Here is a 15,238-nt window from a genome sequence, read left to right as displayed (position 1 = left end):
GTTTTCAAGAATGAGTTGGAAGTTGCGGGACATTGTATTGTTAGTCATTCTTTCCATTGTGAGCGGCGTCATCTTTCGTATTTTTGACACGCTTTACAACGTCTTGCAAGTTGGAAACATCGTCTGGCCACCTGGTCAGAATCTGCTCAACGGCATTTGGTTCATTGCCGTCGTTCTAGCACCCTACATCATTCGTCGGCCGGGGGCTGCTTTTTTGGCAGAAGTGCTAGCCGCCGTGGTGGAGTGGGCACTGGGGGGACCATACGGCCTAAGTGGCATTCTGTCGGGGCTTCTCCAAGGACTCGGTGGGGAGTTGGCATTCGCGCTTTTCGCTTACAAACGCTACAACTTTGGGGTGCTGTCTTTGGCGGGAGCGCTAGCTGGCATCGGTTATTCGGTACAGTATTACTTCCAGTATGGCGGTGACAAACTGTCGGAGACCTATTTTCTGCTGGCGGTGCTCATCACGTGTGCCTCCGGGGTGATTCTCGGTGCGTGGCTGCCGAAGTGGATGGATGACGCATTGGCTCGCACGGGGCTCTTGCGCAATTATGAGATTGGACGCCAGGCGAAGCTGCGGGCGGCGCAAAGCAGATGAGTACGCGCCAGCCTGTCTCCGAATCGCCTCTGCAGCGAGATCGGCAAAACCGAGTCCGCCTAGGCCTGGAGAATGAGACGGTCCCGTTTGGGGAACAGGCTTGGAGCGAGGAAGTACTCCTTGACGCGCGCGGGTTGACGGTTCGCTATGAGGTCGGCGAGCTGCCCATTCTGTCAGACATTTCGTTTCGCATGCACCGCCACGAGTCGGTGTTGTTGCTTGGTCCGAGTGGATGCGGCAAGAGCACGCTTGCCATGGTTCTTGCGGGGCTCGTGCCGAACTCAGTCGAAGCGGTTCTCGAAGGGGAAGTTTGGCACCATGCCGAGCTTTCAAAACCGGGCGCTATCGGTTATGTCTTTCAAGACCCGGAGGCACAATTTTGTATGCTCCAAGTCGCCGATGAGATAGCCTTCGGACTGGAAAACCATCGCGTTTTGCCCGCACAGATGACGGAGCGTATGCACGCCAGTCTGGATGCTGTTCACTTGTCAGTGCCATTGGATGCGCGGCACGAGGCGTTTTCTGGGGGCATGAAACAGAAACTCGCCGTTGCCTGTGCGCTGGCAATGGAGCCGGAGCTGTTGGTGTTGGATGAACCGACAGCCAATCTCGATCCGCTCTCGACGGCACAAGTCTTTCACACGCTCGCCAGTTTGCGCGCGGACGGCCGGTCTCTGCTCATCATTGAACACAAATTTGAGGCCATTTTGCCCTATGTCGACACGGTCGTCCTATTTACGGCTGATGGGCGCATTCATCGGCAAGGTCCGGTCGCACAAGTCATCGCGAGTGAATGGGAATGGATGCAGGCGACGGGAATTTCCACAAGACGCCCACTGCCCACACCTGCTTGGTCGCAGACGGCAGGCGAGTCGTCGGAAGCGAAGCGCCTGTTGCGCGTGGCGTCGGACACTGTGGCAACGCGAAGTGCAGCACAGCAAGGCGCTTTGGGAGAAGTAGTGCAAGCGACAGGGGCGTGTGTGGCGCTCGGTGGAAAGCCCATCCTCCATTCCATCGACTTCACACTGCGGCAAGGCGAGTTTGTCGCGTTGGTCGGCCCAAACGGATCGGGCAAGTCGACGCTCTTGCAGACGCTGGCTGGCTTGGTCTTGCCAAGCGGTGGCAGCGTGCGGCTTTTTGGGAAGGCGAGTAAAGCCTGGAAGTCGCCCGAATTGTATCGCAAGATTGCGGTCAGTTTTCAAAACCCGGAGTCGCAGTTTGTCTACGAGCGTGTCGGGGAAGAGTTGAGCAATCGCCTCTTGCCGGACGGCGTGCCGGATGATATCGTCCGACTGCTCTCGAAATTCGGTCTCGACGGATTGGCGGAGCAGTCGCCGTTTGCTCTGTCGCAGGGGCAGAAACGCCGATTGTCCGTCGCTGCCATGCTTCGCGAAGAACATGACTTGTACTTGCTGGATGAACCTACGTATGGGCAGGATGCGCGAACTCTGGAGGCCCTTTTGAAGACGCTCGATGAGTTGCACCGCTCAGGACGAACGATTGTCGTCTCGACGCACGACATGGAGCTTGCCGCCCGCTTTGCCACCCGTGTGGTGGCCCTGCGTGACGGCGAGATTGTGTTCGACGGTCCTCCAACGGAACTGTTTCAAAATCCGGAATGGATGGGTGCTCTGCACTTGCTGTCGGATGTCGAACTTCCGAAGGTCGATCCGTCTCCAACCTGGACACCTCCGCCAACGGCAAAGGTGCGGCGACGGCCGCCAGTCGCTCATTTGCACCCCGTGTGGTTTTTTCTTGCCGTCCTCTCCAGTGCCGCCGTGATGATGTTTGCGCAAAATGTGTGGCAAGGTTTGGCGATGCTTGCCTGGCCGCTGATACTTCTGATGGCGGTGGGGTGGCAAACGCCTCGAAAAATTGCCGTGCGCTTGTCGCCGTTCGTCTTGTTGTACGTTTTGTCGATTATCTCATTTACGCTGAACGCCGCTGTTCCGCCGGGGCCAGACACGTTCCACTTTTTATGGTGGAATCCCAGTCTGGCAGGTTTTATCGATGGGATTGTGCTGGCCTGTCGGATGACGGGAGCGGTCGCGCTTGGATTTCTCTTCTTAGTCAGTTTGGACATCACCGACCTGACCGTCGGGTTGACCAAAGATTTTCGCCTGCCTCCGAAATTTGCCTATGGGCTCCTGGCGGGGTTTCGCGTCATGCCGCTGTTTCAAACGGAGTGGCAAAAAATTCGTCAAGCCCGCAAAGTCCGCGGCAAAGACCCGCGCACTCCGCTGGTACGGGCCGCGACGTTTGCTTTGCCTATTCTCGCACAGGCCGTGCGGATGAGTGAGCGGGTAGCCATTGCGATGGAAGCCCGGGGCTTGGTCCAGGAGGCCTCTCTGAGTGCGAAACATCGGACTTTTTTCCGGGCCGTGCGGGTGCGGACTCGCGACTGGGTCGTCGCGGTTCTGCTACCGCTGTCCGTCGCACTGCTATTGGTGCTCACGGCCCGTCTGTGAAAATCGCTTGTGGAGAAATGCTCTGCATCTCTCGGCCCATGTGGACCGATTAGACCACAGCCAGACGGCGAGTGGCCCGGCGAAGGGCAGAAAGATGGCATAGAGCGGCATCAGTGGATAGCGGAAACGGTCCCAGGCGGGAAAGAAAAAGAAGACCATCGTGTAATAGATGAGGAAGGCAATCACGGCCGAGAGTCGCCGGAGCATGTCGCGCCGGCGGACAATCAGCCATGTCAGGCCAGCTGCTGCGATGAGCATGATGACCCAGTAGACGACCGAATCGAACCAACGCATTGTATCGACCAACCAGAGCGGACTGTGACTGTTGATGTACGTATAGCGAACGGCGTTGACATCGTTTTTGTAGAGGTCGAACATCTTGATGAACCCGTCTACAATCGTTTTCCAGGGGTGTGTCAGATAGTAGTGAAAGGCGTACTCTTCACCCATTTTGTTCTCGAGAATTTCGTTCGATCCCGCTGCCAACAGCGGGTTAATTTTTGGGTTATAGGACCAAAAGTATCCTCCGTTAATCATGGTCCCTTGATAGAGGTTGACGCCGCCGTTCGTGGACACGAGTACGAAGTGGTGCAAGGCAATGGCATTGCGTACCGTGACGGGCATGACCCCGAGCAACATAGCGGCAGCAAAGAGTGCCGCTCTGCGCAGAGAAGGCAGCCATCCTGCGCGTAGAATCCAGGCCTCCAGGAGCCACAGATACACTGGGAACAAGAGCGGGATGGGCTGAATGTCTGCTGCGAGTCCCATTAAGAACCCAGATAGGGCAAGGGTGCTAACACGTCGCCTACCGGCCATTTGACGCGACCACGTGAGTAGTATGAGCGACAAAAGGAGGAGCAGCGTAAACGACTCTTCTGACCCGTTAATGGCATTCCACTGGACTTGGCTGGGGAGCAGTGTGTACCCGAGGGCCGCAAAAAACCCCCATATAGGTTTACCCGTCAAGCGTCGAACGAATCCATATAGGAACAGCACGATGAGGATGCTGAACACGGTGTTTAACAACAATCCGGCTACCACGGAAGGCCCGGTGATACGATACAGTATGGACAAAATGAACGGCCATCCTATTGGCCAATAGGCAGTGGCATGACCATGCCAATGGTAGCCTTGGCCGAGGGCCATTTCTCGTGCATGTTGATAATACCAAAGGAAATCGGCCCGCTGTGGTGGGTGCATGGTGAGAAGGAGCGTTCCGCGCAACACGACGTTGAGAATGAGCAACACGGCGACTAAGCGCTTCGGTGAGGTATTCCAAAAACGGTTCGATGCTGGTGTGTTTTCTGCAGACAAGACGAAAATACCCTTCTTTCCTGTATGTCAATGGACGGCTGTGCCGGTCCTCGCGACGTTGTCAGGTCCCTTTTGCACCTTTTTGTGCTCAAGGAGTGTGGACGTTGAATTTCACTTGAGAATGTTATCATAGAGAGAGCGGTAAAGTCCTCTTAAAGGAGTGGGAAGATGGCCTATACAGAGACAGATTTGCTAGCGGTGCAGACCATTCGGACACTATCCATCGATGCCATCGAGGCAGCCAATTCTGGACATCCAGGATTGCCGATGGGGGCTGCGCCCATGGCGTACGTGCTGTGGTCGCGGTTTTTGCAGCACAACCCTGACAATCCGGACTGGTTTAACCGGGACCGGTTTATTTTGTCTGCGGGACATGGCTCCATGCTCCTCTACAGTCTACTGCACTTATCTGGATACGATGTCTCCATCGACGACCTGAAAAAATTTCGACAGTACGGGTCGAAGACGCCGGGCCATCCAGAATATGGGCACACTCCAGGGGTCGATACGACGACAGGGCCGCTCGGACAAGGTATTGCCACTGCGGTTGGTATGGCTATGGCGGAGCGATTCTTGGCGGCGAAGTTCAATCGAGACGGCCATGAAGTCGTCGACCACTATACGTATGCACTCGTTGGCGATGGAGATCTTATGGAGGGAATTTCTGCAGAAGCCTCTTCTCTGGCGGGGCATCTGAAGCTTAACCGTTTAATTGTCTTGTACGATTCGAACGGTATCTCACTCGACGGTCCTACCTCCTGGTCATTCACCGAGGATGTTGCTGCTCGATATCGGGCGTATGGTTGGAATGTACTGCATGTTGCGGACGGGAACAATTTAGAGGAGATTGAAGCGGCCATTCGCGCGGCGCATCATGCAGAGGCGCCCACGCTGATTGAGGTCAAGACCATCATCGGGTACGGTGCGCCGACGAAACAGGGCACTGCAAAAGTCCACGGAAGTCCACTTGGCACCGAAGAAGCTCTGAAAGCAAAAGCCTTCTATGCATGGGAACATGAGGATCTCTTTTACGTGCCGGGTGAAGTTCGCCAACTGTTCGCACAGTTGAAGTCGGCAGGGCAGCAAAAAGAAATTTCCTGGAATGCTATGCTTGCGGACTATCGACAGAGTCACGGAGAACTATGGGACCAGTTGGAGACAGCTCGTATGGGCAAAGTCCACCTAGATTTTGAGCAGGTCGTTCCCGAATTCTCCGGTGGCGTGGCGACGCGGGACGCGTTTGGAACGATTATCAACGCCGTTGCTCCGCACATTCCAACGCTCGTTGGAGGTTCAGCGGACCTATCGGGATCGAACAAGACTTTGCTCGACGGAGTGCCTCATTTCGGACCGGACAATTATGGGGGAGCGAATGTTTTCTACGGGGTTCGTGAGCATGCCATGGGGGCCATCTTGAATGGACTGACTTTGCATCAGGGGATATTCGCTTATGCGGGGACGTTCCTCGTTTTTTGTGACTATCTACGGCCTTCCATTCGGCTCGCGGCATTGATGAAGCAACCGGTGCTGTACGTGTTTACTCATGATAGCATCGCGGTTGGAGAAGATGGACCCACGCACGAGCCGATTGAACAGCTTGCGTCGCTACGGGCCATCCCGCACTTGCGCGTGTTTCGTCCCGCCGATGCGACAGAGACCGCCTATGCGGTGGAATTCGCATTGACGCACCGCGAAGCGCCCGTCGCGCTGGCCCTCACACGACAAAAGTTACCTACGCTCGAAGAGGTGAAAGGGAGAAAGTCAGACTTCGGCAAAGGCGCCTATGTTCTTTTCCAGCAAGGGAAGGGTCTCGAGTTGATATTGCTTGCGAGTGGCTCAGAAGTTCATCTAGCCCTCGAAGCTGCGAAGCAGTTGGCTGTGGACGGTGTGGAAGTTCGCATGGTCAACGTACCGAGCATGGAAGTGTTTGATGCGATGGACCCATCTTACCGTGAAAGCGTGCTTCCGTCCCATGCTCAACACAGGCTCGCATTGGAAATGGCTCACCCCATGCCCTGGTACAAATACGTTGGTCTGCATGGGGACGTTATCGCCATTGACCGCTTTGGTGCATCTGGCCCCGGTGACGTGGTGATGCGTGAGTATGGCTTTACGCTGAATCACGTTGTGGAACGAGCACGAACGCTCATTTCAGCGAATCGCTAGTCGAGGACCTCGCGGAGATGGGAGCGTAGTCCGGCCAGAACAAAGTTTACGAGATGGTCCTCGAACGCCACCTTGTCGCGTTCGGGGATGTTCATTGCAGCATAATACGCCATATCGCCAATCAGAGAGATGAGCATGACAACCGTCCACTCCACCTCTCTTTTCGGTATGGCGTTGCCATGTCTTCGCTCCAGAGCTTCTACCAGTTGATGGCCCAATTTCCCATACATAGCCTGTTGTTTGCGCTGCATAAATGCTTTCCCGCCACCTGAATAGAAGACTGCGGCCATGGTCTTGTCATCGTCAAACATGCGCACGACCGCATGCACCACATCGACGGTCGCTTGTTCAAACGGGACAGAGACATCGCTTAAAATGGGATGAATGCGAAGCCAAGTTTGCTCGACTAAATCGTCGAACAAAGCAGTCAGAAGACTTTCTAGAGAATCAAAGTGTAAGTAAAAAGTACCGCGCGCAATGTTACTGGAGGTGATGACGTCGGCAATCGTGACGTCGTCGTAACCACGCTCTTGAAACAGTTGTCGGGCGGTCTCCAAAATGTGTATGTGACGCTGTTCTTTACTCATGGGTTGGCGCATGTGCCAAGTCCTTTCTCTGCATGGACAAAGGCGTTTCCGGAATGCCCTCTGCAGGGGAGATGGTGGCAAAGTGCTGCCGTACGACTTGAATAAACTGCTGTGTCCAAGGTTTGTCTTCGACGTCTTCCGGGTAGGCGAGAAAGGTTGGCCTGGTCCAGTCTGAGGAGTTCATGGAGATGGCAGCACAGCCCTTGAAGCGCGCATCCGCCAAAGTGCGGCGCGGCAAAAAAGAGACGCCGAGACCGTGACCAATCATCGCCTTGATTCCATCAATACTGTCGAGCTCCATTCGAATCGGCGGGAAGACCCCGGCTTTACCCAGCAGTTGAAAAATGCGTTCCCGGAATGGAGCTCCTTCCCGACTGAACGCGATAAAGGGTTCCTGATTGAGCGCACATAGGCCGGGAAAGTGGTGGATGAACGGATGATTGGCCGGCACCACCAAGTCGATGGCGTCTGCCGGGAATTCAATTGAACGCACGTGAGGGTGGTAGATGGGTTCTCCCAGAAAGCAAAAGTCTACCCTGCGCATGGTCAGTGCCTCGACCATCTCGTCGTACAGCCCCATCTGGACTTGCAGCCGGACATTGATCTTTTGCACCATTCGCGAGAGACAACTTGGCACATCGGTCGACACGAATGCCCGACCGGACATGACTCTCAGGGTGGGTGTCTGGAACCGTTCCTTGGAACTCATCTCACGGACGATTCGCTGCACCTGCTCTGCCAGTGGCAACAAGTGCAGTCCGGCCTCAGTCAATTCTACGCCGGCCGGTAGCCGGTCAAATACAGCGTATCCCAAGTCTCGTTCGAGCCGTTGGAGTCTAGTGGTGACAGTCGATTGCGACATGAACAACGTCTCCGCCGTTTTCGAAATGGATTTACAGCGAGCAATGGTGAGAAATAGTTCCATATCTCTTGTATCCACAGAGTCACCCGACTCTCCATTTTTTCGAATTTTAGCATGGGTAGAGACAGAGAACAACCGCTCGCCTGGTGGCACGCCATCAGCGTCCCATGACGCGTGTCGACCGCGATTGGGTCGGGGTTGTCGCTGAGGTCGTCGCCATGTAAAAATTACAATCCGTTCTTCACGATTTCTCCACCCTATTTGCCACACGTTGCTGTACACTGTTTTCGCAAGCTCGGCGTTTGCCTATCGAACACAGTGGTTGGAGGATGTTCATGAAGAGAAAGTCGAAAGTACCAGGACAAAGAAAGCACCTGCCTCAGAAGCGTTTGTGGGTGGTGTCGGCCATGAGTACCTTGGCCTTGACCGGGTTGTTGCTGCGTCTTGGATATGTAGAAGTTTCGAACGGTGCGATGTTTCGCTCGCAGGCGACGAACGTGCAAGTTGCTTCGTATCCGGTATTGCCGCCGCGAGGATTTATATATAGCAGCAACGATAGCGTTTTAGCAGAGGATCGACCCGTTTTTGATGCCTATTTGACACGTCTTCCGAATACTGAGGTCGAGCTTCCACACATGGCGGCGAGACTCGCCCCTTGGTTGCACATGAGCCGTGCTGCTGTACTTGCGGCGATGCAAACGAGTCCGGAGGCACCTGAGGTCGTCCTCGCAAAAAATCTTTCCGAAGCGGCCATTTCCTACATCTATGAGCATCAAAGCGAGTTGCCTGGAGTACGTGTGCAGGAAGACCCGGTGCGTTATTATCCGTACGGAGACTTGGCAGCGCATATTCTTGGCTATGTAGGACCCATCACGAGTGCCAATCAAAACTATTACGTCAATCATTTAGGCTACTTGGAGTCGCAGATTGTCGGAGAAACGGGTGTAGAGGCACAGTATGAACATTACTTGCGGGGAACGGTCGGTTATCAACAAGATTTGATTTCTGCGAACGGTGCGCCTGACCGCTCGATTGGGATGGACCCGCCCGCTCAGTCCGGAGACAATTTACAGTTGACCATCAATTCGGCCTATCAGGCGTACGCACAGCAGATTGTCGCCAACTTTGTCAACACATCTGAAATGAAGTCGGAAATTACGGAAGCGTCGGCAGTCGTCCTTGATGTGAAAACTGGTGCCGTATTGGCGCTGGTGAGTTATCCTTACTACAATCCCAATTGGTTTATTAATGGGAATTTTCTGCAGCATGCTTCCTACCTCGAAAAGTCAGACGCACTCATCGACAACGCCATTCAGAGTCCAGAATACCCGGGCTCTGCGGTGAAACCGGCGAATGCTATTGCCGCCATGGAGTCGGGGACCATTACGCCGCAGACGATTGTGGATGACCACGGTTACCTTCAAATTGGCAACCGCATCTTCCACAACTGGTATCTTCCTGGCTTTGGACCGATTAACGTGGAACAAGCCATCGAGCACTCAGACGACACGTTTTTTTACCAGGTTGGGCTGTGGCTGGGTGGGTGGACGAACAACCATTACCCGAATGGAGAGACGTATAGTCAGTGGGTGAAGACTCGCTTTGTGAAAGCCATGGATACTATCTTTGGCTGGGAGTACAAATTTGGCATGGGGGCTATGACGGGTATCGACTTGCCGGGAGAGGTTCCGGGCAGTTTTTATGAAGAGAATACGCAAAACAACTATCAAGAAGTGGTTTATCCTCTGCATCAAGCTGAACAGAGCATGGCGAAAAAAGGCTATTTCGACAACTGGGGTGCTCTTCCTGATTTGGCGTTTGCCGATATTGGCCAGTCGCAGCAGTTCACGCCGATCGAAATGGCGCAATATGTCATGACCATGGCTGACCGAGGCGTCAAGTTGGAACCACACGTTTTGCAGGCGGTCTATCCGGCGGATGCTGCGCCGAACACAAAAGGGGCCAAACCGATTTATGTGTTTCAGCCGAAAGTGGAGGCGCGGTTGAACATCAATCCAGTGTATCTGAACGCGTCTCTTCAAGGAATGTATCTCATGGCCAATGCTCCAGGGGGGCTTCTCTATCAAGGTGGTTTTGCAAATTCTCCTTATCATGCGGCAGGCAAGACGGGAACAGCGCAAATTGAAATGAACGGGCGGCGCATTGACAATTCGGTCACGATTGCTTTTGCCCCTTTTCATCATCCGCAAATTGCCATTGCGGTCATGGTCCCGGGCGGTGGTGCAAGTACCACGACGGCCTCTCACATTGCCCATCGGCTCTTCAATGCCTACTTTGAAATGCATCATGAATTCTTTCCCAAAAGTCAATGGCTTCCCGATACGGTGCCAGCCAACTGGGCCAATTCCTTTGCTGCAGAGCAGCCGAACAAAGGTACGATGCCTTAAGGTACATCCATCTCACGGGCACAACCCGTACGACTCGGGTTGTGCCCGTGCTTGAGAGATGTGTTGTAAAGGACAAGGAACTGCGGAATTCTAGTCGAAAATTCGCTTGAATTGAAAGAATATTTGTATTATGATGTCGAGGAAGCGAAAGGAGGGGAAACGATGAACGGACTTTCGACTTACTGCGCGATTTGTGGGAACGACTTCGATTCGGAGGTCCGCGATGAGACTGCGTGCCTGTGCCCAGAGTGTGTCGATCGTTGGGAGCGAGACACTGAAGTGACCTGGTAAGATTGGCCCCCATGTCCGAAAGGTTCTGTAAATCCGTCATATTGTAACAAATTCTGGTGGTCCACATGGTGTATGGTGTGACCCGGAAGAGAGGCATTTCGTCTATGCACCCGTTTGGTCGCTCGCCACTGGCGCGAAGTCCTTTGCCCGTGGAGGGAGAGGTCATTCGCGCCAACTGGCACCCACTCTTGTCGCCCCTACTTTATCTGCGTAGCGCAAGTTCTCCCGAGATTTCCTGAACGCGTTGAAAAGACTCGATAATCGCCCCACCAAGGCATTCCTCGCCGCTGTAAAACACGACCGATTGACCTGGCGTGATGGCGCGTTGTGGTTCGTCAAAGTACACGTCGACCGTATTTTCTGCATCGTTTCGGAGCACGACGCGCACGCCAAAGTCTGACTGGCGGTAGCGACTTTTGGCCGTGCATCGAAATTTTACTTCGTGAGGAGGACGCCCCATAATCCACGTGGCCCCGCGTGCGGTCAGTTGGGTCGAGTAGAGTGCTTTATGGTGAAATCCTTGGACGACGACGAGTTCGTTTGTTTCCAACACTTTATCTGCAACAAACCAAGGCTCAAGTAGCCCGCTTTTTTGTCCGCCAATGCCGAGCCCATGGCGCTGGCCGAGCGTATAGTACATGAGTCCGTCGTGTTGACCCAGGTAGGTACCGTCGATGCTGCGGATGGCACCTGGCTCTGCTCGCAAGTATTCCGACAAAAATTGTTTGAAGTTCTTTTCTCCAATAAAACAAATACCCGTGCTGTCCTTTTTTTGTGCCGTTTGCAGTTGATGCTCTGCAGCGATGGCCCGTACTTCTGACTTCGTCAAATGGCCAATCGGAAACAAGGCATGGCGGAGTGGACGTTGGTCAAGCATGTGTAAAAAATACGTTTGGTCTTTGTTGGTGTCTAGGGAACGGAGCAAGCGTATTCCCGCTTCGGTCGATTGAACCTGTGCGTAATGCCCAGTAGCTAGGTAGTCGGCACCCAGTTCCAAGGCTCGGTCTAAAAGTTCTTTGAATTTGATTTCTCGGTTGCAAAGAACGTCTGGATTGGGTGTACGACCTGCACGATATTCCTCCAGAAAGTGTTTGAACACCCTATCCATATAAGCTCGCTCAAAATTGACCGCATAATATGGAATGCCAATTTGTTCGCAGACCCGGGCTACGTCTTCGTAGTCTTCTGTTGCTGTGCAATGCCCAAACTCGTCAGTATCATCCCAGTTTTTCATAAAAATCCCCACAACGTCGTAGCCAGCCTGCTTCAGTAACAGTGCCGTCACAGACGAGTCGACGCCACCTGACATACCTACGACCACGCGCGTGGATTGGTTTGCAGCCATTTCTTCTGCTCCTTCGTGCCTCACCTTAAGTTTCTTCACGTCTTCTCCAGTGTGCCGCCTGACCATTTCGCAGTCAAGGTGAATGCGGTATGATTTGGACGAGTCTTGCCGCGAATGGAGGAAGTTCTTTTGTTTACTTTAGACAGGGACAGTATTTTAGGTCATCCACGTTTGCAATTTTTGCACGATGTTGTACCTATTTCCGAACATCTTGACAACATTGAAAAGTTTATCAATCTATGCTTTGTGGACGATGGCTGGACTGTCGTTCAGCATCGGCGCGTCATTGCCTTGCGCAGCACCGATGAGCAGAGACTCTCCTCCGCGTTTAAAGCCAGCCTCTATCTTGGCAAGTACAAGGACATGGCCAATACGGACCGATTTTTGCGCAGCATGGTGTCTGCCGGGCACTCCTATGAACCCATTCGAGGAGAGACGGTCTTGTTTCTGTTCATCGGGATCGGCAAACCGGTCTACGACCACATGGTCACCTATACCGTTGGGCGCCCGACGCGTATCGCTGGTGGCCAGCGAGCGAATGTTCCGTGGGGCTTTGAGCTCCCAGTCGAGGCGCGCAATCCGGCGGAATACGAAGAAGAGCTGGAACGCATCCGGCGCGTCATTCGGCTGGCTAAAGAAGACCGCGCGGAACAGATGCAAGCCGCTCGTGCCAAGCTACCCGTGGGCTACATCATGCCGCCTTTCCTGCTGGAGTTTTCGGAGGAGGCGCTGATTAAGACGGTCTTTCGGCAACGCTTGTTTGAGCGCGGTGCCCAAGGTGCGACGGTGGATGTGGTGACCGATATGCTTGAGTGTTGTCTAAGGGTCGATCCCGCTAAGTGGCAAGTCCTCATCGACTACCACGGTCCTCATGTGCAACAGTGGGAGAAGTCGATGCGGACGCTGCAAAAAGAGCGATATCGTCTCGAGGACCTCGCGTCCCTCATGGGCTTGTCCGTCGAGGAGGCCCTTGAAAAGGACCTTTATCAACTGATTTTGGACTCGGTCGGGAAATTGCCTCCTTCGATGTGGGAGCGGTGAGTTTTGGGCGCCGATGGGCTGAGCCAGTTTGCGCTGAAGACCAGCCGTTTCAAACTCGGACTGTTTTGAACGCGAACGGCCCATGATTATGAACATTGGGGCGTAAGATTCAGTTCCGGTAAGGGCGGCAACTTCTTTCCCGGATTTAGAATGCCAAGTGGGTCGAGCGCATTTTTGATGGCCCACATGGCCCCGAGAGCGGCTCCGTGCTCTGCTTCTTGATAGCGCATCTTCCCGAGCCCCACGCCGTGTTCTCCCGTGCAGGTTCCCTCAAGCGCCAACGCGTGAGTGACGATGCGATGATGAAATTCTTGCACCTCTTGCATTTCCCGTGGGTCCGCTGGTTGTACCATCATCGAGACGTGGAAATTCCCGTCTCCCACATGTCCCAGCAATCCGCCGCGGATGTGATACTCGTCTATCAATCGTTCGGCGTGAAGGACCGCTTCCGGCAGCCGCGAGATAGGCACACAGACGTCTGTCGACATGTGTTTCAGGCCGGGATGTGCGTGAATCATTGCGTAAGCCGCATTGTGTCGGGCATTCCACAGTGCGCGTCGCGCCCCGTCTTCACTGACATGATGAAAGTGGGTGCAACCCTCGGCCTCGGCGATAGCGGACGCTTGTTCGACGTCTGCTGCGAGTGACTCCGGCGTTCCCGAGAACTCCAAAAACAGCGTCGGCACTTCTTCGTAGTCCGTGTTGAGTTGTTGATTGACAACAGCGAGGTAGCGGGGGGTCATTAACTCGACGCGAACGACGGGCAGGCCAATGCCAATCAAGGCGGTTGACGTGCGAACACAAGCTTCGACGCTTGGGAATTCCGCAATCGCCGCGATTGTTTTGGTGGGAATACCATAACATGTTAACCACAAGCTTGTGAAAATACCCAGGGTACCTTCACTGCCGACAAAGAGTGGCGTCAATGCGTAGCCCGAAGAAGATTTAGACGCTAAGGAAGCGGTCTGAAGCAGCGAACCATCGGCGAGAACGACGGAGAGGCTGCGTACATTGTGGCGCATGGTCCCATAGCGCACGGTCGTAGTTCCGCTGGCGCCCGATGCCGCCATGCCGCCAAGAGTTGCGTTGGCACCGGGATCGACCGGAAAGAAAAGGCCATGTGGGCCCAAGGCATCATTCAATTGCTGCCGGGTCACGCCTGCCTGGACGTGAACGAGAAAATCGTCCGGACGAATTTCGAGGATGCGGTTCATGCGCGAAAAGTCGATGGTGATGCCGCCGCGCACGGGGATGGTGTGACCCTCGAGCGAAGTTCCTGCACCGTAGGGAATGAGTGGAATGCGGTGTTGTCTGGCGAAGTGGACGGTCGAAACGACATCGTGTTCGCTCTGTGCAAAGACGACGGCGTCTGGTCGATGCGGGGTGTGGTACGATTCGTCGCGGCTGTGCAGGTCGACGATGCTTTCTCCAAAAGAGACGCGCTCGCGGCCAAGCAGAGCGGTCAAGGATTGCTGGAGTTCCGCGTCCAAAGTTTGTGCCTCCTCCAGATTAGAATGGTAGGGACGTTGGCCTATTGTCAGTAAGTGGCGGAGCAGCTTTGCGAAAATTTGCGTATGGTAGCGTGGGGATACAGTCCGGGCAGAGCCTTGTGACTCTGCCCGTCCTCAATCTTTTTCATGTCCCGTCCCATCCAGGGACGGGCCGTGAGAAGTTTGACCAGAGCCTGTTTTCTCCATTGTAACCGCGAAGAAGCTGCGGTCAATGCGTGATAAAGTCGCTTGCTGTCCACTCTTGGTTTTTTGGAACTACGGGGAATGCTTTGTTGCCGCAACTGCACCAGACGCTCGCGTACGGGTGGATGGAAATGTGCATCTTTCCGCACGTGCAGAGATAACGGGTCGCCGGTAGATAGCGCTCGAGTGTGTTTTCATCGAGGGAGCGATGGAATGGCAACAGCGTTGGCGGGTGCCATTGCTTTGGCAGAAGTTCCAGTTTGGCAGGTGAGGTTGGGTAGTCGATGACTAGGAGCTTGCCTTCGATGGATACAACTCGGTGCAGCCCTCCATACTCGCGTAGGGCCTGTTTGGGGGTGGTCGCTTCGACGTAGGTGATGATTTCGCACGCAGGTCTTTGGTCCGTCGTGTCCTGGTGTTCTTGTCCCACCATTCGATACCAGTGCAGAACTGTGGTTGTCAAT

At 54.3% G+C, this 15,238-nt stretch carries 11 protein-coding genes; 5 read left to right on the top strand and 6 right to left on the bottom strand.

The window, feature by feature from the left end:
• Positions 1-10 precede the first annotated feature (10 nt).
• Both M4I36_RS10800 and M4I36_RS10795 read left to right on the top strand, forming a co-directional pair.
• Complete coding sequence (locus M4I36_RS10800) at positions 11-598, top strand: ECF transporter S component (protein WP_258111751.1); 588 nt, start codon at positions 11-13, stop codon at positions 596-598.
• A complete protein-coding gene (locus M4I36_RS10795; RefSeq protein WP_258111750.1) occupies positions 595-3,066 on the top strand; it encodes an ATP-binding cassette domain-containing protein in 2,472 nt (823 codons plus the stop codon). Before M4I36_RS10800 ends, M4I36_RS10795 begins: the two co-directional genes overlap by 4 nt.
• Here the strand turns inward: M4I36_RS10795 and M4I36_RS10790 are convergent.
• On the bottom strand, positions 3,040-4,380 hold the full coding sequence (locus M4I36_RS10790) for a glycosyltransferase family 39 protein (protein ID WP_258111749.1): 1,341 nt from the start codon (positions 4,378-4,380) through the stop codon (positions 3,040-3,042). The genes M4I36_RS10795 and M4I36_RS10790 overlap by 27 nt on opposite strands.
• Before the next feature lie 168 nt (positions 4,381-4,548).
• Between M4I36_RS10790 and tkt the strand changes: the two genes are divergently transcribed.
• Positions 4,549-6,546 carry a transketolase gene (gene tkt, locus M4I36_RS10785; protein ID WP_258111748.1) on the top strand — a complete coding sequence of 666 codons (1,998 nt, stop codon included), beginning with the start codon at positions 4,549-4,551 and terminating at the stop codon, positions 6,544-6,546.
• Here tkt and M4I36_RS10780 read toward each other — a convergent pair.
• Together M4I36_RS10780 and M4I36_RS10775 are read right to left on the bottom strand one after the other, a co-directional pair.
• A complete protein-coding gene (locus M4I36_RS10780; protein WP_258111747.1) occupies positions 6,543-7,145 on the bottom strand; it encodes a TetR/AcrR family transcriptional regulator in 603 nt (200 codons plus the stop codon). The two genes, tkt and M4I36_RS10780, sit on opposite strands and share 4 nt — an antisense overlap.
• Entirely contained in the window at positions 7,126-8,148 is a 1,023-nt protein-coding gene (locus tag M4I36_RS10775; RefSeq protein ID WP_258111746.1) for a LysR family transcriptional regulator, read from the bottom strand. Before M4I36_RS10775 ends, M4I36_RS10780 begins: the two co-directional genes overlap by 20 nt.
• Before the next feature lie 182 nt (positions 8,149-8,330).
• Between M4I36_RS10775 and M4I36_RS10770 the strand changes: the two genes are divergently transcribed.
• Entirely contained in the window at positions 8,331-10,403 is a 2,073-nt protein-coding gene (locus tag M4I36_RS10770) for a peptidoglycan D,D-transpeptidase FtsI family protein (protein WP_258111745.1), read from the top strand.
• Positions 10,404-10,896: 493 nt separating this feature from the next.
• On the opposite strand, the gene mnmA is transcribed toward M4I36_RS10770, so the two are convergent.
• Complete coding sequence (gene mnmA, locus M4I36_RS10765; protein ID WP_258111744.1) at positions 10,897-12,039, bottom strand: tRNA 2-thiouridine(34) synthase MnmA; 1,143 nt, start codon at positions 12,037-12,039, stop codon at positions 10,897-10,899.
• A gap of 129 nt (positions 12,040-12,168) precedes the next feature.
• On the opposite strand from mnmA, the gene M4I36_RS10760 reads away from it, so the two are divergent.
• On the top strand, positions 12,169-13,080 hold the full coding sequence (locus tag M4I36_RS10760) for a hypothetical protein (RefSeq protein WP_258111743.1): 912 nt from the start codon (positions 12,169-12,171) through the stop codon (positions 13,078-13,080).
• 86 nt (positions 13,081-13,166) lie between these two features.
• Here M4I36_RS10760 and M4I36_RS10755 read toward each other — a convergent pair whose 3' ends face one another.
• Positions 13,167-14,570 carry an FAD-binding oxidoreductase gene (locus M4I36_RS10755; RefSeq protein WP_258111742.1) on the bottom strand — a complete coding sequence of 468 codons (1,404 nt, stop codon included), beginning with the start codon at positions 14,568-14,570 and terminating at the stop codon, positions 13,167-13,169.
• 229 nt (positions 14,571-14,799) lie between these two features.
• Positions 14,800-15,237 (bottom strand): hypothetical protein, encoded by a 438-nt coding sequence (locus tag M4I36_RS10750; protein WP_258111741.1) that lies wholly within the window; start codon positions 15,235-15,237, stop codon positions 14,800-14,802.
• Position 15,238 lies beyond the last annotated feature (1 nt).

The organism is Alicyclobacillus sp. SP_1 (assembly GCF_024706985.1).
In the GTDB taxonomy this organism is placed as follows: domain Bacteria; phylum Bacillota; class Bacilli; order Alicyclobacillales; family Alicyclobacillaceae; genus Alicyclobacillus_I.
The sequence above is the reverse complement of the archived record's forward strand: the minus strand, read 5'-3'. Positions and strand labels throughout refer to the sequence as shown.

What these genes read in the sequence shown, in the direction of transcription:
- M4I36_RS10800 (WP_258111751.1), top strand. Translation starts at nt 11, where the DNA reads ATGAGTTGGAAGTTGCGGGACATTGTATTGTTAGTCATTCTTTCCATT.
- M4I36_RS10795 (WP_258111750.1), top strand. Translation starts at nt 595, where the DNA reads ATGAGTACGCGCCAGCCTGTCTCCGAATCGCCTCTGCAGCGAGATCGG.
- tkt (WP_258111748.1), top strand. Translation starts at nt 4,549, where the DNA reads ATGGCCTATACAGAGACAGATTTGCTAGCGGTGCAGACCATTCGGACA.
- M4I36_RS10780 (WP_258111747.1), bottom strand. Translation starts at nt 7,145, where the DNA reads ATGCGCCAACCCATGAGTAAAGAACAGCGTCACATACACATTTTGGAG.
- M4I36_RS10770 (WP_258111745.1), top strand. Translation starts at nt 8,331, where the DNA reads ATGAAGAGAAAGTCGAAAGTACCAGGACAAAGAAAGCACCTGCCTCAG.
- mnmA (WP_258111744.1), bottom strand. Translation starts at nt 12,039, where the DNA reads ATGGCTGCAAACCAATCCACGCGCGTGGTCGTAGGTATGTCAGGTGGC.